General features: G+C 51.0%; 21 protein-coding genes. 4 read left to right on the top strand and 17 right to left on the bottom strand.

What is annotated here, in order from left to right; translation table 11 throughout:
* The first annotated feature begins 49 nt into the window (after positions 1 to 49).
* From pflA to ACGG90_RS00310, 4 genes are all read left to right on the top strand, one after another.
* Positions 50 to 880 (top strand): pyruvate formate-lyase-activating protein, encoded by an 831-nt coding sequence (gene pflA, locus ACGG90_RS00325; protein WP_390404362.1) that lies wholly within the window; start codon positions 50 to 52, stop codon positions 878 to 880.
* Between the two features lie 111 nt (positions 881 to 991).
* Positions 992 to 1,960 (top strand): LysR family transcriptional regulator, encoded by a 969-nt coding sequence (locus ACGG90_RS00320; RefSeq protein ID WP_390404360.1) that lies wholly within the window; start codon positions 992 to 994, stop codon positions 1,958 to 1,960.
* A gap of 60 nt (positions 1,961 to 2,020) precedes the next feature.
* The gene (locus ACGG90_RS00315; RefSeq protein WP_390404358.1) at positions 2,021 to 2,947 is read left to right on the top strand and encodes a manganese-dependent inorganic pyrophosphatase; all 927 of its coding nucleotides are present in this window, start codon (positions 2,021 to 2,023) and stop codon (positions 2,945 to 2,947) included.
* Between the two features lie 76 nt (positions 2,948 to 3,023).
* Positions 3,024 to 4,109: a M42 family metallopeptidase gene (locus ACGG90_RS00310; RefSeq protein ID WP_390404356.1), complete on the top strand. Its 1,086-nt coding sequence runs from the start codon at positions 3,024 to 3,026 to the stop codon at positions 4,107 to 4,109.
* A gap of 595 nt (positions 4,110 to 4,704) precedes the next feature.
* On the opposite strand, the gene ACGG90_RS00305 is transcribed toward ACGG90_RS00310, so the two are convergent.
* The 17 genes from ACGG90_RS00305 to ACGG90_RS00225 form a co-directional block, all read right to left on the bottom strand.
* On the bottom strand, positions 4,705 to 5,121 hold the full coding sequence (locus ACGG90_RS00305; protein ID WP_390404354.1) for a hypothetical protein: 417 nt from the start codon (positions 5,119 to 5,121) through the stop codon (positions 4,705 to 4,707).
* The gene (locus ACGG90_RS00300; RefSeq protein ID WP_390404351.1) at positions 5,108 to 5,350 is read right to left on the bottom strand and encodes a helix-turn-helix transcriptional regulator; all 243 of its coding nucleotides are present in this window, start codon (positions 5,348 to 5,350) and stop codon (positions 5,108 to 5,110) included. The genes ACGG90_RS00305 and ACGG90_RS00300 overlap by 14 nt, the downstream gene beginning before the upstream one ends.
* A gap of 839 nt (positions 5,351 to 6,189) precedes the next feature.
* Complete coding sequence (locus ACGG90_RS00295) at positions 6,190 to 6,534, bottom strand: hypothetical protein (protein ID WP_390404349.1); 345 nt, start codon at positions 6,532 to 6,534, stop codon at positions 6,190 to 6,192.
* A gap of 76 nt (positions 6,535 to 6,610) precedes the next feature.
* Positions 6,611 to 6,901: a hypothetical protein gene (locus ACGG90_RS00290; RefSeq protein ID WP_390404346.1), complete on the bottom strand. Its 291-nt coding sequence runs from the start codon at positions 6,899 to 6,901 to the stop codon at positions 6,611 to 6,613.
* Between the two features lie 371 nt (positions 6,902 to 7,272).
* A complete protein-coding gene (locus ACGG90_RS00285; RefSeq protein WP_390404344.1) occupies positions 7,273 to 7,713 on the bottom strand; it encodes an NUDIX domain-containing protein in 441 nt (146 codons plus the stop codon).
* Between the two features lie 89 nt (positions 7,714 to 7,802).
* Positions 7,803 to 8,345, bottom strand: a complete 543-nt coding sequence (locus tag ACGG90_RS00280; protein WP_390404342.1) for a hypothetical protein — start codon at positions 8,343 to 8,345, stop codon at positions 7,803 to 7,805.
* Positions 8,346 to 8,512: 167 nt separating this feature from the next.
* Positions 8,513 to 9,313, bottom strand: a complete 801-nt coding sequence (locus ACGG90_RS00275; RefSeq protein WP_390404339.1) for an HAD family hydrolase — start codon at positions 9,311 to 9,313, stop codon at positions 8,513 to 8,515.
* Between the two features lie 73 nt (positions 9,314 to 9,386).
* Positions 9,387 to 10,460, bottom strand: a complete 1,074-nt coding sequence (gene hisC, locus ACGG90_RS00270) for a histidinol-phosphate transaminase (RefSeq protein ID WP_390404336.1) — start codon at positions 10,458 to 10,460, stop codon at positions 9,387 to 9,389.
* A gap of 17 nt (positions 10,461 to 10,477) precedes the next feature.
* Positions 10,478 to 10,813: a phosphoribosyl-ATP diphosphatase gene (hisE, locus tag ACGG90_RS00265; protein WP_390404333.1), complete on the bottom strand. Its 336-nt coding sequence runs from the start codon at positions 10,811 to 10,813 to the stop codon at positions 10,478 to 10,480.
* Positions 10,806 to 11,138 (bottom strand): phosphoribosyl-AMP cyclohydrolase, encoded by a 333-nt coding sequence (gene hisI, locus ACGG90_RS00260; protein ID WP_390404330.1) that lies wholly within the window; start codon positions 11,136 to 11,138, stop codon positions 10,806 to 10,808. The genes hisE and hisI overlap by 8 nt, the downstream gene beginning before the upstream one ends.
* Positions 11,135 to 11,893 (bottom strand): imidazole glycerol phosphate synthase subunit HisF, encoded by a 759-nt coding sequence (gene hisF / locus ACGG90_RS00255; RefSeq protein ID WP_390404328.1) that lies wholly within the window; start codon positions 11,891 to 11,893, stop codon positions 11,135 to 11,137. The genes hisI and hisF overlap by 4 nt, the downstream gene beginning before the upstream one ends.
* Positions 11,894 to 11,895: 2 nt before the next feature.
* The gene (gene hisA / locus ACGG90_RS00250) at positions 11,896 to 12,615 is read right to left on the bottom strand and encodes a 1-(5-phosphoribosyl)-5-[(5-phosphoribosylamino)methylideneamino]imidazole-4-carboxamide isomerase (protein WP_390404325.1); all 720 of its coding nucleotides are present in this window, start codon (positions 12,613 to 12,615) and stop codon (positions 11,896 to 11,898) included.
* On the bottom strand, positions 12,593 to 13,219 hold the full coding sequence (hisH, locus tag ACGG90_RS00245) for an imidazole glycerol phosphate synthase subunit HisH (protein ID WP_390404323.1): 627 nt from the start codon (positions 13,217 to 13,219) through the stop codon (positions 12,593 to 12,595). Before hisH ends, hisA begins: the two co-directional genes overlap by 23 nt.
* On the bottom strand, positions 13,220 to 13,804 hold the full coding sequence (gene hisB / locus ACGG90_RS00240; protein ID WP_390404320.1) for an imidazoleglycerol-phosphate dehydratase HisB: 585 nt from the start codon (positions 13,802 to 13,804) through the stop codon (positions 13,220 to 13,222). It abuts the gene before it with no gap.
* Between the two features lie 309 nt (positions 13,805 to 14,113).
* Positions 14,114 to 15,388: a histidinol dehydrogenase gene (gene hisD, locus ACGG90_RS00235; protein ID WP_390404317.1), complete on the bottom strand. Its 1,275-nt coding sequence runs from the start codon at positions 15,386 to 15,388 to the stop codon at positions 14,114 to 14,116.
* Between the two features lie 2 nt (positions 15,389 to 15,390).
* Complete coding sequence (hisG, locus tag ACGG90_RS00230; protein ID WP_390404314.1) at positions 15,391 to 16,017, bottom strand: ATP phosphoribosyltransferase; 627 nt, start codon at positions 16,015 to 16,017, stop codon at positions 15,391 to 15,393.
* Complete coding sequence (locus ACGG90_RS00225) at positions 16,014 to 17,144, bottom strand: ATP phosphoribosyltransferase regulatory subunit (RefSeq protein WP_390404311.1); 1,131 nt, start codon at positions 17,142 to 17,144, stop codon at positions 16,014 to 16,016. Before ACGG90_RS00225 ends, hisG begins: the two co-directional genes overlap by 4 nt.
* Positions 17,145 to 17,576: the final 432 nt, after the last annotated feature.

Genomic DNA, 17,576 nt, shown 5'->3' with positions numbered 1-17,576 from the left:
CCACGTATCTCGCGACGAAGCTGTCGCAATCGCAATAGGGGGATTGACCATGAAACTGTTTGATACGACCAAACCAACCAACGTTTTAGATGCTGTTGAAACGACTGATAATGGGCCAATTAAAGGCTATGTACATTCTACTGAAAGCTTTGGCGCCGTTGATGGCCCTGGTATTCGCTTTACGGCGTTCTTACAAGGCTGTCGGATGCGCTGCCAATACTGCCATAACCCTGACACTTGGAACATCGGGGTCGGTGAGGAAATGACTGCCGATGAATTGCTTGATAACTGTGAACGTTACAAGGATTTCTGGGGTGATCAAGGCGGCTTGACTTGTTCTGGTGGCGAGTCGTTGGTTCAAATCGACTTCCTGTTAGACTTGTTCACTAAGGCCAAAGCTCGCGGCATTTCGACTTGCTTGGATACCAGTGGTAATCCTTTCACCCGTGAGCGCCCGTGGTTCACGAAGTTTGAACAGTTGATGGCAGTCACCGATATTTCTTTGGTCGACATCAAGCACATCAACTCTGAGGAGCACAAGAAGCTTACCGGCTATGGCAACGAGAACATCTTGGACATGATCCAGTGGATGTCAGCCAATCACAAAGACATGTGGATCCGCCACGTGTTGGTGCCAGAACGCACTGATTATGATAATTATCTGGCAGAACTCGGTGATTATATCAAGACATTGAATAATGTGCAGAAAGTTGAAGTGCTTCCATATCACACTTTAGGCGTGAAGAAGTATCATGAACTAGGTATTGCTTATCCGCTTGAAGGCATCGAACCACCGACGCCTGATCGCATCAAGAATGCCGAGAAACTTTTACACACTGCAGATTACACCGGTTACAAGACTTGGCGGCCTAGCAAGTAGTGACTTAGGCTAACGATAAGCGAGAAGCAACTTTGCGGTTGCTTCTTTTTTTAATATCCTTTATCATTTATCATTAGCTTAGTGATCATTATCATAAAAGGAGTCTCTGCCATGAAAACTCAGCAAGAAAGCATTTTCTCTTCGAAGACCCTGACATACTTCCTTCAATTAAGCGAAACCATGAATTACACGCTGGCGGCCCAACAGCTTGGCATTACGCAACCGGCGCTGACGCAACAAATCAAGAAATTGGAGCGCACAGTGGGCGCGCCGCTGTTTTACTCGGTGGGTAAGAAGTTATACATGTCTGAAGCCGGGCGGACGATGCTTGATGCGACCAAAGAAATCAACCAAGTGGTCAATGCCGCCACTGATCGGATCCAGCGCACCAGTGAATCTTCCAATGGCAAGATCCAAATCGGCTTGCTGGCATCGGTGGAAGATTCGGCTTTCTGTGCGTTCATCGCGCAATATTATCAAGCCCATCCGGATATTGAAGTCAGCTTGCGCATGCTGACGCGCCATGAGTTGTTTGAACAACTCGAGAATAACTTGATCGACTTGGCGATCATGTACTTACCAGATTCGGCGATCAAGAACTGGAAGGTCTATGAAAGCAAGAAGATCATCGACGAATCACTGTTGTTCTTGCATCACAACGAAGCGCTGGTTGGGCGCAAGCGTGTCAAAATGGCAGATGCTTCTGCCGAACCTTGGGCCGGGTATCCAGAAGATTATTACTTAAGCAGTTTGCTGCGTGAAGCGTTCAAGAACAAACTCGTGGATTACCCTAAAGTTGTGGCCCAATTCACCACGCCTTATCAGCTGACCCAATTCTCTAACCGCACCGGCGTCAACACAGCGCTGCCTAACAGTTTCTACCAGGCTCACAAAGATCAGATCAAAGCGCATGCGGTGGCTTTTGAGCCGCAGATCAACTTTGAATTGGCTTTTGTGTACCGGCAGCATAAGAATGAGATCCCGCGCATCAAGCAATTTCTGGACAGTTTCGATGAATATCTGGCCGAAGACGATTACTTGTCGCGAGTGGCCCAAAACCGTGTTAAACTAGGTGAGTAAAGTTTTACCAAAACCATAAGCGGCGGGGTTTGCCGGCGCTTGACTAAGGAGCAACAAGAAATGACGACTTTGATTTTTGGACACCAAAATCCTGACACCGACGCGATCGTGAGCGCCTTCGCCTGGGAAGAATTCCAGCGCCAATCTGGCAACACCGACGTTGAGGCGGTTGCCTTAGGCCCTGTAAACGACGAAACCAAGTTTGCCTTGGACTACTTCAAGAAGGTTGCACCACGCGTGATTACCGCAGCTAATGGCGCAGACGTGATGCTGACAGACCACAACGAAGCCCAACAATCTGTGGCTGATCGCAAAGATTCCACGATTTTATCGGTGGTGGATCACCACCGTTTTGCCAACTTCGAAACTGCGGCACCATTGTTCATCCGTGCAGAACCAGTGGGCTCATGTTCTTCGATCATCTATGAGATGTTCCAAGAAAAAGGCTTCACAGTATCTGCTCAGTTAGCTGGTTTGATGTTGTCTGGGGCAATTTCTGATACTTTGTTGCTTAAGAGCCCAACCACCACTGACTTGGAACGCAAGATCTTGCCTGAATTGGCAAAGATCGCCGGCGTTGATCTTGAAGATTATGGCTTGAAGATGCTTAAAGCCGGCACTAACCTGGCTGCCAAGTCTGATTTAGACATTGCAGAAGGCGACGCCAAGTCCTTTGATATGGGCGGCAAAACGGTTCGTATCGGCCAAGTTAACGTCGTAGACTTAGAAGAGATTTATGCGCGCCAAGGCGACATTGAAGCAACGCTGAAGTCAGAAGCGGCTAAGAACGGCTATGACATGTTCTTGTTGATCGCTACTGACATCTTGAACTCCAACTCAACTGGTTTAGCCGTTGGTTCTGATTTGGACAAGCTGGAAGCGGCCTTTGATGCGAAGTTCGATGCTGATCATCGTTTGGCTTTGCCAGGCGTGGTTTCCCGTAAGAAGCAAGTCGTACCGCCATTACAGAAGGCTTTTGAAGCTTAATTTGGCCTTAGAGAAGCCGCGCATTGCGCGGCTTTTTGTGTAGCAGGGCAGCAGTGGGGGATAAGGAGTTGAGAATATGGAGAAAACGCAACAAATCGATTTGATCAAGCAGCTTTCAGATGCATTCGGGCCCAGTGGCTTTGAACAGCCAGTCGTGCGCTTATATCGCGATGCAATGGCGCCATACGGGACGACAACAATTGACGGCATGTTTAACGCTGTGACCGCCCGGGCGGCAAACACCGGCAAGCGGCCGGTGGTGCAGCTGGATGCGCATGCCGATGAAGTCGGGCTATTGGTACAAGCCGTACGGCCCAGCGGCTTGTTGAAATTTGTCACATTAGGGGGCTTTGTGCCAACCAATGTGCCGGCGATGAAGGTCAAAGTCTTAAACAAGCGCGGCGAATATGTGCCTGGTGTCGTGGCGACGAAACCACCGCATTTCATGACCGCCCAAGAGCGCAATGCGGTGCCAACCATTGCCGAAATGAGTGTCGATGTCGGCAGTACCAGCCGTGAAGAAACGCTGAAGGATTTCGCCATTGATACTGGTTGCCCAATCGTCCCAGATGTGACTTGCGAATATGATGCGCAGCATGGTTTGTTTCTCGGCAAAGCTTTTGATGACCGCGTTGGCGTGGCAGCCATGATCGATACCATGACAAGTCTTGGTGACAAGACACTTAACGTGGACGTGGTGGCGGGCTTGTCGACTCAAGAAGAAGTCGGTTTGCGCGGTGCCAATGTGCTGGCGCGCAAGATCAATGCCGATTTGGCGATTGTGTATGAAGGTGTGCCTTGCGATGACACGTTTGAACCAGATTGGCTCAGCCAAACCAGGCTCAAGGCTGGGCCGATGCTGCGGGATTTAGACACGACATATATCGCTAATCCGCAATTTCAGCAATATACCGCTGATTTGGCCGATGAATTACAGCTGCCATACACACGGGCTGTGCGCACTGGCGGCGGTCAAGACGGTGCCGCCATCGAGTATTGGCATGGCGTGCCGACGATTGTAGTCGGCATTCCAGTGCGTTATGAGCACACTGCATACAATTACGTCGCATTAAGTGATTATCAAGCGGCCACCAAGTTAGTCAACACGTTGCTGCAACGCTTGGATGCAGATGTGATCGCAGGTTTTAATTCAGTCGATTAAAACATTGACTAAAAACAAATCCGCATCGCCAGTTGGCCAGCAGTGGCAGCTTGGCGATGCGGATTTTGCTGTGCCGGCGTCAGCTGATGCAGCAACGGTCAAAAGTGGCAAATTGGATATTGAAGGCAGATCTTGCCTTCAATTAATTCCGATTACCTTACTTCGCATAATATATATTATGTAAACTAGAATGGGTGAATGGATTTCTAGGAAAAATATCAGACTGCCCTTCTGCTTTTGAGTCATCAAACACATTGTGACGTCACCAGCACATTTAGCAGTATGAGTTTGGGTGCTTGAGCGATTCTCGTTCAAGCCGATCTGAAACATGCACGGCAATTCATGAGTGTAATTTGTTATGGATAATGATTTGATGCTGATTTCCGCAATGTTGTGTCGATCAGTGTCGCGTTCGCGAACTCTGCACCATGATCACACCATATTAAGAAGTTCCAAGTTTGTCTCGTTTTACTGCAGTCCTTGTATGACAGATTGCAATCGAATGGATCATATTGAACAAATCGTGCGACACAAAGTAAGAGCCACAGAACTAGTGCCTATGGCTCTCCGAAAATATGTTAGTCAGCGCCTTGAGTCAACCATTATTTTGAACGTGATTGGCATACAGCAAGATACTTGTGACGACGACACTAATTATTGCGCCACAAACCAGACTCAACCACCAGTAGCTGGCTGGCAGAATAAACCAGAAGAATATGGCACTGGACGCCAGCCATACGAGTAAGGCCACTGTGAGAAGCTGTTGCAAACTCTTCTTTGGTGTATCATATATTGGCACGGAAACGTTGACTGACAGCACCACCAAAACATAACCGCCAACCATCAATGCTGAAAATAGCGGGTTATGATACGATACTATTGCCATCAAATTGTTGCCACGGACAATTTGCAGGATCAAGGCACCAATGATAAACACATTTTCCGCGATAAATGCTAAACGGATATTTCGAAGATTTCGTACGATCAGCCGTTCGTCTTTAATTTTCTTCATGGTCTTCCCCCACCCAAAATACCGGATCAAGCGTCTCATTAAGTTGCTGACAGATGCCAATACACAGTTTCAAAGAAGGGTTGTAGTCGCCCTTTTCAATCAAACTCAGTGTTTGACGGGTAATGCCAACGGCCTCAGCCACTTCTTTTTGAGTCAAGCCGCGAGCCAGTCGAAGTGTTCTCACCTTGTTTTGCAAGCAAATACCTCCAATGGAAAATATACATTCCATTTACACGTAAATTATATATGACGTCAAGGTCGCTTGCAAGCCTTTTCTGATTGATTGTTAGCATCGGCAGAGTTGTGATCCGGTAGTTTTGTATAGCCATGAGCCTTTGACAGGTTTTGTATTTCTGGTTTTTCAGAAGCCCTCGTATCGAGACTGTGGTGGTGACCTTGCATCTTACCTGAGGTACAACGATTGTTGCTATAATTTTCGAGTGCCACGCGCAGAAGTGTGTGATAGATAGCGGCTGTCATTTACACCTTAGAAGGCATATAAATACTAGCTATATGCCGCTTCGTTGAACCAAATCTATTGCAGCATCACATGTTTGCTCGTAAGCGATCCCTCGTGCGTACTCGTTGGCTGTCTGATATTTAGACCATAGTTTTTCAAGTGTTGAGTCTGAACGCAGGGCTTGAATGGTTAGCACATATTTTGGCAATAATGACTCTGTTCCTCGAAGTTTGGCTGTCGCCAATAATGCAGCTTTAAGCGTTTGAAAGTCAATATTTTGGATTTGGACTTTGTCAAATAGAAATAGGTCATAATAGTCCTTCAATCTCGTATTCAAATCTTTTCGCGCTACCATGGATGAAGGCGGTCACTGGATGTTACCACTTGTGCCATGAATGTTGCCATCTTCTGCCACCGAAGTTACCACCAAGTGCCAGCATGTTACCATTTAGAAATCAATAAACCTTCGATATACTTTGGATACGCGTGTAGTAAGCGCGTACATCAAATATATCGGAGGTTTTTGTGTAAGCATCCAACCAAATGACGTCTTGAATTCAAAAAGCCCGGTATCCGAGAGAATCGTTCAGTCGCCGGTTTTTGTGTGCTTAGACTTGATCGAGCATTGCCAAACGCGTATGGACAAGCTGAATTGCCGCAAGCGACGGTACGACGGTCTGACCTTGGCCTGGCCGCGTCAGTGCCCAATCAATGGTGCCATAGTCCTTTTGTCCTGAGAGCTGTTTTAAGTCCGCTGCGGTATAGCCTAGTTCGTCAGCTAATTGCCACATGGCGTTTAATTCACGTTTGATTTGGCGGCGTTTAGTGACGATGATGATCGGCAAAGCAATCGCGCTGACAAGGACCACCGCGCCTGACACAACCGGAATATCGATTGCCGTCAAGCCGACGATCAGCGAATCAAGGCGATGCCGTTTAGATGTATGTGCCATAGTATCTCTCATGAATTTTCTGCGAAGAACTTGTCCGCGCCATCCCCGAATCACACGACGCGGTCACGATAGCAACTTAGCCAATTACTTGCTCAACAACAAAGAAGCCCATCATCACCACCTCAAGCAAAGGCAGTTTCCAATCATCACGCACAGTTGGATCTTGTTGCCGCTCACGCAGCGCACCTAGGTTCAAGAATACAAAGATAAGCGGCAAGATCACCAGCCACTTGCCGGGATTGCCCACGTGGCCGTTGCGCAAGTTTAAGACCATCTGGAACTGGTCTGCAGGAATCAGCAAGATCGCTGCCGCAAACGCGACGGCCAGCGCGGTAACGCCCCATAAACCCCACTTAAATACTGACATATTGCACCTCTTCTATAACGCGATGACTTGGCCGGGTTAATCAAGCAAGCTCAGCCAATGTTGTGTCCTGCAGGTACTTGAAGTCATGATCAGACGTGAACTAACAGTACATTCTACTTCGTCACCAGACTCAAGCGACGATAATGATTTCTAATATGCGCTGATCAAAGTCATTGTACCTTGGCCGATGCTGATCCAGCAACGAACAGTATTGTCACATTTGGTTTGAGGTGCGACCGACAGCCCTTTCGGACATGCCAAATACAAATACACCCCGTGACTGCACGGCCCGGCAGTCACGGGGTGTATTGATGATCAAGTGCGCTATTTTAAACTATCGTACGTTTGTTCGAAGCTGCTTCAACTGCCACTCACAAGAAAGTGAGCTCCTGGATGTTCCCTGCTTGCCAGGCATCGAACACGGCTTGCCCAACTGCACTCATTTGCGTGTCGTCGATATCAATTAGCGCCTGCCAGTCGATGCGGCGCGCCTTGTTGTCTTCGCTTTTGACCAAGCTGGAAGCCGCAGCTGGCAAAGTGGCGGCGCATAAGAAAATCAATTCTTTGCGGCCGTCTAAGCGCGTGCGGTTGACGAAGCCGGCATGTTGCCAAGTGGTCACCTTTAAGCCGCATGCGGCTTGCAATAGCCGCGTTGCTGCCGCGTTGACGGCTTCGCTTGGGCCAACTGCACCGCCAGGAAAGCACAAGGACTCAGCAAACGCAGGGGCATCTTCGCGTTCGATCAAGATGGCATCCCCGCATTGTACCAAACACATGCAGCGCAGTGCCGTCGGATAGAACTGTTCAGCCATGGAACCGCCTCCTTACGCCACATCATACCCTTGTCGAGGCGTTGTGCCAACCCCACACAAAAAGCGCGATCACTCGCGCTATGATGGGTTTACCAGAAATATAACGCACACCCGACTGCCACAATGAAACACACCAGCGCAGCGATCAGGTATTTGGTCGTGGCTTGCTTTTGCGCGTACCAGCGGCTGTCACCGTATAAGTGAGCATTCGTTAACGCAGCGGTTTTGTGTGCATCTTGAAGCTTTTGAATGCCGTGGGCTTGGATGCTTAACACGCGCTGGTGCAGTACCAACGCGGCGATATTCAACACCAAGGCCAGTATCAGCCACCACCAAGTGGCAAACAAGCCGCCCCAATCGGTGGCTTCTGGCAGCCAAGCGCCCAGCGTTGCCGCATAAGCCAAACCAGTGGCGCAAGCTACAGTGTAATAACGCGTTGCCGCTGTTGCAAAACCGGCTTCACTGTTGGCCATTAAGCTGTAAGCCTGGGCCCGTGTGGCAAGTGTCGCCTGCTTAACGCCTGCGGGTTTGGTCAATGTCTTGGTGACTTCGTGGTGCATAAAGGCGAACATCACCAGCAACAGCACGCCAAGGACTGCTGGCACATCCGGTATGTATTCTAAGAATGTCATGGTCAACCTGCTTTCTATGTTTGTACAAATCAAGCATAGCAAGCACGCATGGGTAGAATCTGGTTGACTTGTGATCAAAGCATGACGAGTTAATGAATTATTAGCGACTGCCACTACAAAAAAACTTGCCAAGCCCAGTAACTGAGGCATGACAAGTCTAGTGGTGCTTATTTTGCGGCTAAGACCTGATCGATCACTTGCACGACGCCGTATTCCTCATTACTGCCGGTGCGGTAAGTTGCATATTGCGCCATGCCTGGATTGGCATTAGCCACCAAGTAGCCATATTTAACGTAACTGAGCATTTCTTTATCGTTGAAGGTGTCACCAAAAGCCATCATCTCACTAGGCGCGATGTTGCGCAGCGCCCCGATTCTGGCCATCGCGGTGCCTTTGTTGACGCCTTTAGGCATGATATCGATCCACACCGGACCAGACACTGCCGCCGAGAATTGCGCGCCAAATTGAGGGGCGATGACCTGTTTAAACACTTGTTCGGCATCCCCATTCGGCAGATAAATCGTCACCTTATCCGCTTCGCCTTGCCAAGTGCTAAGGTCATCCATGAAGTTTAGGTTATGGTAGAACTCCTGATAAACGCTGGCATAAGGCCGATCGCCGCTTGCTGCCACAGCACCGTCCAGTGCACAGATCATGGCGTGGCCATCGGTTTGGCTAGTGACGGCTTCAACCATCGCCATGATCGCCGCATGCGGCAGCAATTGCTTGGCGACGATTTGACCATGATCGGCGATCACCGCCCCGTTGTCGCAAATCAACACCAATTCAGCTTGATGCGCGGCAAACAGCTCTTTTAGCGTATACAGCGGCCGCCCGCTGGCCACAGCAAACTGCACCCCAGCCTGCGCCAAGGCATCAAGCTTTTGGCCAAAATACGGCGGCAGCTCCCCAGCTTCTGTTAATAACGTGTGATCCATATCCGTGGCAATCAATTTAACCTCTTGCACAACCATCTCTCCTATACACAAAACGGGCTGAAATCAGCCCGTTGATGAATTCTTCTTCTCGAGTATACCGCCCTTATGCGTAGAACTGCAACATGAGCTTCTGAATCGCGGCATTTTGCTCAGGTGAACCAAAGGTCAACCGCAGCCAGTCTGGGCGCAAGCCGTCGCGCAGCAAGTAGCCGTGTTCCAACAAGTAGCGGTGCAACTCGGCGCCGCGTGGGGCGTGGAAGAACACGAAGTTCGCTTGGGTGCGGTAATATTCAAAGCCATGCACGTCAAAGAACGCTTCCCAATCTTCGCGGGCTGCCGCAACGCGTTGTTGGATGTCTTTGACAAAGTCTTGATCAGCCAAGGCGGCCAAGGCGGCTTGCTGCGATACGGAATTTAAGTTGTAAGGCAAGCGCACGGCTTGCATGGCGGCGACTAAGGCCTTAGGGATCACGGCATAGCCGACGCGCATTGCGGCAAGACCGTAAATCTTAGAGAAAGTGTGCATCACGACGATGTTGTCAAATTCTGGCAGCAACGCGATCGCTGATGGTTGGGCTTCTTGGGTGACAAATTCCAAATACGCTTCATCGATCATTACCAACACATGCTTAGGCACGCGCTTGAGCAACGCCCGCATGTCTGCCAGCGGCATATAAGTGCCGGTTGGGTTGTTGGGGTTGCACAGCCACAACAGCTTGGTTTTGTCAGTGATGGCGTTGATCAACCCATCGGCGTCGAAGCTGCCGTCTTTAAGCACTGGCACATCCACGATCTTGGTGTCTTCGATTTGGCAATGGATCTTGTATTCGCCAAAAGTCGGCCAAGGCTCCACGATTTCATCCCCTGGCTCCAAGAACGTGCGGGCAGTCAATTCGATCACTTCGTCTAGTCCGCAGCCAAACAGCAGTTGGTCAGCTGGTACGCCAATGTGCTTGGCGACAGCTTGGCGCAGCTGGTTGGCATCACCATCTGGATATTCGCGCGTGGTGGCAAAGTCGAAGTTTTGAATGGCAGCTTTGACTTTCGGCGAGGTGCCAAAAGGATTTTCGTTAGCTGACAAGCGCACAATGGGGCTGACACCAATTTGCTTTTCCAAATCAGGCAGCGGCGTTTCCGGAACATATGGGTGTAATTGGGCGATGGTTTTCTTAAGCATATTTCCTCCTTGTGAGGCTAGAGTTTCTTAACAGCCGGCCGTTCTTTCAGTTTCTTAGGGTCGCTGGGATGGATGCGGGTGGCAAGTTCTTCCTCGATTTGGTCAACGGAGATCCCGCGCTCGGCCATCAACACCAAGACGTTATAGGCCAAGTCAGCGACTTCCAAGATAAAGTCGGGATCAGAATCGTTCTTAGCCGCAACGATCACTTCGGTGGCCTCTTCGCCGGTTTTCTTCAAGATCTTGTCTAAGCCTTTGCTAAACAAGTAATCCGTATATGAGCCAGGCACCGGATGGGCTTTACGCTCAGCGATCACCGCCGCGAGTTCCCGTAATGATTGTTTATCAGCCATCGATCACCACTCCTTTCTCATCGCGATAGAAGCAACTCGTATGCCCAGTGTGGCACGCCGGGCCAGCTGGGTTGACCTTGATCAACACGCAATCGGCGTCGCAATCAACACTGATCGACACAACGGTTTGCGTGTTGCCGCTGGTTTCGCCTTTGTGCCACAGTTCTTGGCGGCTGCGGCTGTAAAACCAGGTTTCGCCGGTTTCCAGGGTCTTATGCCAAGATGTTTCGTTCATGTAAGCCACCATCAAGACTTGTTGCGTCTTGGCGTCTTGCACAACGGTAGTGACCAAGCCGTTTGCTTTGGCAAAATCAATATCGATCATCGTACATTCACCCCGGCTTCTTTCAATTCTGCTTTGACTTCAGGAATCGTCAATTCACCATAATGGAACACTGATGCGGCCAATCCCGCATCAACGGTGGTTTGTTGGAACAAATCAGTGAAGTCTTGAATCGAGCCGGCACCGCCTGAGGCAATGATCGGCACATTCACCGCGTCAGTCAACAAGTTGTACAAGCGCAAATCAAAGCCGTTTTTCATGCCGTCTTTGTCCATGGACGTGACCAGCAACTCGCCGGCACCGCGCTTGACCACTTCTTTGGCCCATTCAATAGCATCCAGGTCTCGTGGCGTGTGGCCGCCGTCGATCACCACTTGATAGCGCGACTGGCTGGCTTGCCAGCGCACATCAATGGCAACGACGATACATTGGCGGCCGAATTTCTCAGCGCCTTGGGTGATCAATTCAGGATGCCGCACCGCTGCAGAGTTTAACGAACACTTATCAGCGCCGGCTTTTAAAAGCGCCTGCATATCGTCTACGGAATTGATGCCGCCGCCAACGGTTAGCGGCATGAAGACTTGGCTGGCGACGCGTTCAATCGTGTCGACCATGGCATTGCGGTGATCAAGTGTGGCGGTGATGTCCAAGAACACCAATTCGTCGGCGCCTTGTTGCTCATAAGCCGCGGCGATTTCAGTGGGATCGCCGACATCGGTGAGATCCACGAAGTTGACACCTTTCTTCACGCGGCCGTGATCGACGTCTAAACAAGGAATAATACGTTTGGTGATCATGGCTAATCCTCCAGTTCTTTCAAATCAGCTAAAGTGATCGACCCGGCAGCCAAGGCCTTGCCGATAATGGCGTGATCGATGCCGGCTTGGTCGAGTGCCCGCAGATCGTCAGGCACCCGCATTCCGCCACTGGCCACGAAGGTCAACTGAGGAAACTGTTGATGCAAGTTTGCCAGCATCTCAACATTCGGGCCGGCTAAGGTGCCGTCTTTGCTGATGTCAGTGACGATGAAAGTCTCAGCGCCCACTTCTGCCATGGCTTCAACTAGTTGCGCGGTGGTGACGCTGCTGGTTTCAAGCCAGCCTTCTGTGGCAACGTGGTCGTTTTTGGCATCGATGCCGATGACGATTTTGTCAGCACCGAATTCGGCCAAGGCTTGTTTGACTAACGCCGGGTCCTTCAACGCAATCGACCCTAAGATCACGCGGTTAATGCCAAGCGCCAAGTATTCACGAATGGTCGCCATGGTGCGAATACCGCCGCCCACTTCAATGAATAAGTCCGTCGCTTCCCGCAGCGCCTTAATGGTGGCGAGGTTCTTAGGTGCCCCGGCCTTGGCACCGTCCAGATCGACTAAGTGCAAGTGCTTCAACCCGGCGGCTTGATAAGCCTTTGCTTGGGCCAGCGGGTCACGGTTAATGGTGGAGACTTGTTGATAGTCGCCTTGATATAAGCGCACTGATTGACCGTTGATCAAATCAATTGCTGGAAAAAGTTGCATCAGTCACCATCTCCTTGAAAGCTTCTAGGCCTTTGAGCCCGACTTGGCCGCTTTTTTCTGGGTGAAACTGCATGCCCACCACGTTGTTTTGTTGCACGACGCTGGGGATGCGCACGCCATAGTCGCAGGAAGCGGCGATGTTGCGCTCGGCAGTTTGCACGTAGAATGAGTGCACGAAATATGTGGCTTGGCCGTCAAAGACTTGACCGAAGCGATTGTTGGCTTTGCCGTGGTTTTCATCCCAGCCCATGTGCGGCACTTTGAGGCCGGTTTTCTCCGGAATCGCCACCACCGCCCCTGGCAATAAGCCCAGGCCTTGGCTTTCGCCAAATTCTTCGCTGCGGTCAAACAATAATTGCATGCCTAAGCAAATCCCCAGCATCGGCTGGCCAGCGCGTGCTTGTTCTTGTAAGACTTTGACCAAATGGCGCTTTTGAAGTTCTGCCATGGCCTTGGCAAAGGCACCAACGCCTGGCAGGATCAAGCCGTCTGCGGCTTTGATCACGGCTGGATCGGCGGTTAAGGTGTTGGCAATGCCGAGATGGTCTAAGGCTTTCTTGACGTTGCGCACGTTGCCGGTGTCATAATCGATCACTGCCAGCATTTAGATCACTCCTTTAGTCGACGGGATGCCTTGCACTTCAGGGTTCAAAGTCACAGCAGCGCGCATGGCGCGGCCTAATGCCTTAAACAAGGTCTCGATTTTGTGGTGGGTGTTGCGGCCGTACAAGACTTCCGCGTGCAAGTTCAATTCAGCAGCAAAAGCGAACGCCTGGAAGAAGTCTTGCGTGACTTCGGTGTCGTAACCGCCAAGCTTGGGGTTGTCAAATTCCGCGTTAAACACCAGATAAGCGCGGCCAGACAAGTCGATGACCACGCGGCTGAGCGTTTCGTCCAGCGGCACGAATGCGGTACCGAAGCGCTCGATGCCGGCTTTATCGCCTAAGGCTTCTTTGAAGCATTCGCCTAAGACGATCCCCACATCTTCCGTGGTGTGATGCGGGTCGACGTTTAAGTCACCATTGGCTTTGACCACCAAGCCGAAGCGGCCATGCTTGGCAAAAGCGTTCAACATATGATCGAAGAAGCCGATACCGGTGTCGATATCGATCACAGAATAATCGTCGAGATTCAATTCAACAGTAATTTGGGTTTCTTTAGTGGTACGGGTGATTTTTGCGTTACGCATAAATGCCTCCTGTGGTGGGTGATGTGGGAAATGCGGATGAGTGATCGGCGAGCTATACTCTGGTCTTTCGTCGAGCTGTGTGAGGCAACGCGGCAGTGATATAAGCTGTGACGCCGTTAAGGCAAAGATCGCCTTTACGTCATCCCAGCTTATATCAGCCGCTAAACCCGCCTCACTCCGCTTTGGTCTTCGTCGAGCTCCGCAGCCCAACGCGATTGTGGGTAAGCCGTGACGCCGCTTGGGCAAAGAACGCCCAAACGTCATCCCGTCTTACCCGCATCGCTAAAATCGGGCTGCTCCGCTCTGGTTCTAGAATCTGGATTCGATGGCTCTTGCGTGGCCTTCCAAGCCTTCAGTGCGGGCCAAGGTGGTGATGGCTTTGGCTTCTTTGCCTAAAGCTTCTGGGGTGTATTGGATGAATTGGATGCGCTTGACGAAGTCTTCCACGCCTAATGGGGAGAAGAAGCGCGCGGTGCCGGCAGTTGGCAAGATGTGGTTAGGACCGGCTAAGTAATCACCCAGCGGTTCGCTGGCGGTGCGGCCTAAGAAGACAGAGCCGGCGTTTTGGATCTGGTTAAGGTAAGTGATCGGTTCGTCGACTTGGACTTCCAAGTGTTCCGGGGCGATCAAGTTCATTAATTCGAAGGCTTGATCCAAGTTGTCGACCACCGCGATGAAGCCTTCGTCGTTGACCGAAGCGCGGGCGATTTCTTCACGCGGCAAGGTCTTGAGTTGTTCTTCAACGGCGTCGCTGACGGCTTTGGCTAAGTCTAAGCTGTCAGTGACCAGCATTGGCCGCGCCAGCTTGTCATGTTCAGCTTGAGACAACAAGTCTGCGGCAACTTGCTTGGGCTTGGAATTGCCGTCTGCAATGATCCCGATTTCTGAAGGCCCGGCGATCATGTCGATGGCCACTTGGCCGAAGACTTGCTTCTTAGCCGTAGCCACGAAGATGTTCCCAGGACCCATGATCTTGTCCACGCGCGGAATGCTTTCAGTACCAAAGGCCAAAGCGGCAATGGCTTGCGCGCCGCCAACTTGATAAATCGCGTCAACACCGGCAAGCTTTGCGGCTGCTAACACCGCTGGGTTGATGCCGTTTGGTTGTGGTGGCGTTACCATGACGATGTTCTTGACGCCGGCGATCTTAGCTGGCAAGGCCGCCATCATGATCGTGGATGGGTAAGCAGCAGTACCGCCTGGCACATACAAGCCAACGGCAGCCAGCGGTGTGAGCTTCTGGCCGCGAATGACACCAGGCTTTTCGCCATCAATGAAGCCGTGGGTGACTTCCTTCTTGTGATAGCTGGTGATGTTGGCTTTGGCCAGTTTCAACGCATCCAACAATTCTTCACTGCAGCTGGCATAGCCGGCATCGATGGTGGCTTGGTCGACTAAGAAATCAGCAACTTTGACCTTGTCGAATTTCTCAGAATATTCCTTTAACGCCGCATCCCCGTTGGTGCGCACATTGTCGATGATCGCAGCCACTGCGGCTTCGATTTCCGGCTTGTTGGCAGCTTGTTGTTCGCGCTTGGTGACTTGGTTCTTGAGTTCTTGAAAACTACCTGTAAGAATTTTCATGATTAGCCCTCCTGAATGGCTTGTTGTAATTTGGTGATCAGATTCAAGACTTCGTTGCGCTTTTGTTTCAAGGCCAGCTTGTTGACGACTAAATGCGTCGAAACAGGCTGCAGCTCTGCGTAGACTTGTAAGTTGTTTTCTCTTAAGGTCGTGCCGGTTTCGGTGATATCCACGATCGCATCCGCCAACCCCACCAGCGGCGCCAGTTCCACCGAGCCTTCGATCTTGATGATCTCAACGTCTTCGCCAATCGTGGCAAAATAATCTTGGGTCAGATTCGGATATTTGGTGGCGATGATCTTGCGTCGAGTTTGTGCTGGGTCAAAATCCGCCGTTGACGCTAAGACGAAATGGCAGCGCCCAGTGCCTAGATCCAGCATGTCATATTGCGGATTGCGCTGTTCGATCAAGATATCCGAACCCACGATGCCGATATCCATGGCGCCGCGGTTGAGGTAAGTCAGCACATCCGGCCCTTTGGCTAAGATAATGTGGTAATTGGGATCGTCGTTGAAGATCAAGCGGCGGCCTTTGTGCTGGACTGGCGCGATGTCCATGCCGGCTTTAGCCAGCAGCGGCAAGACGTCTTGTTCCGTGCGGCCTTTGGTCAAGGCAATGTTTAACGTCATGCTTGCCCCTCCTTTGTTAAATCGATCAGCTCAGCCCCTGCCACTTGGGCTTGATGCTGGGCTTGGTGTAAGCTTTCGGCCAAGCACAAGCTGGCGTTAGGCGTGTCTGCGGCTAAGCGTTGGGCCTGCGCCCATTGGCTTTGATCAAAATAAATCAGCGTTGGCTTAACCACTGCCGGCTGCTTGACGCTGGTGGACAAAGCATCAACATCGAAGCTAAAGCCCACCGCCGGCTGCAAGGTTTGTTGGAAGCTGGACAACAGCCGGTCATAGCGCCCACCGGAAAACAGGAAATCCGCAGAATCAGTGGCATAAGCGTGGAAAACCAAGCCTGTGTAATACGGCTGCGGTGACGGGCTGGACAAATCAAGCGTCAAGTTAAAGCCTGGACAGTTGGCTTGTAAGAAGGCCACGGTCGCTTTGAGGTTGGCCACCACTTCTTGTAATTGGTCCAAGGCCGGCAAGCGGTCAAGCACTGCTTGAGCGTCGCCGAACAGCCACGGCCACTCGGCTAAGAACTCAGACAGCGGCTGCTTGGGCAATTGTGTCAGCAGCTTCTGATAAGCGGTGAGGTCTTTGGCAAACAACGCCGCTTTGATCGCGGCACGATTGGCTTGCGGCAGGCTTTCTAACACCAAATCAACGAAACTGGCATCAGACAGTTCCAAGGTCACTTGATTTAATGCCAACTGCGCGCAGATATCATGGGCCAGCGATAAGCATTCCCACTCGGCTTTGACACTTTTATAGCCGATGATTTCAACGCCAGCTTGGGTGATTTGGTTATAGCCGCCGGAATGGCGCTTCTTGATGCGGAACACGTCGCCGGTGTAACACCACTTGGTTGGCGGCGTGATGCCAGTGGTGCTCATCACCCGCGCAATCGGCAAGGTCAAATCAGGCCGCAACACCAACGTTTCGCCGGTGTCTTCCAAGAACTGGTAGGCATTCTCCGGGGTTGGCGCCATCGCGTCAAACACCGCGCGATATTCCAGCACCGGAGTTTTGATCGGATGGAAGCCTTGTTGCATGAAGCGGGTTTGGATCTGTTGGGTCAGTGAAGCTTTAGCATCGGCAAGCGGGCCGAATTCATCGCGCGTGCCAACTGGCAAATTTCGTTTAGACATCTTGGACCTTCTTTCAGTTGTGGTACAAAAAAATCGCCCACGACAAGTGATTACACTCATCGAGGACGATTAATAACCGCGGTTCCACCTCTGTTCGTCAACGCCTTACGACGCCGACCTCGCACTGCTTAATCCCGGCAGCCCAAAGGCGATCGACACTAAGTAGCTATGATAACGCAATTCCTGCGTGACCGCCTACTGGATTTCAGCAGCCAAGTTCATAGATGTGGACGCATTGGGTAGTGATCCCTTCTCAGCCAACGGGACTCTCTTATCACCCTGAACAACACGCGGTTTCTAATCACAACTTCATTTGATTAATGTTTATCTAATATGTCTATCATAATAATCCTTTCTGAGAAGTTGTCAAGCCCTTTCGCCATTTTTCTCTAATCAAGAAAGCGCTATAGCCAGTAACACGCGCCTGGCGCA

The organism is Lacticaseibacillus jixiensis, from assembly GCF_042847315.1.
Lineage (GTDB): Bacteria > Bacillota > Bacilli > Lactobacillales > Lactobacillaceae > Lacticaseibacillus > Lacticaseibacillus jixiensis.
The sequence above is the reverse complement of the archived record's forward strand: the minus strand, read 5'-3'. Positions and strand labels throughout refer to the sequence as shown.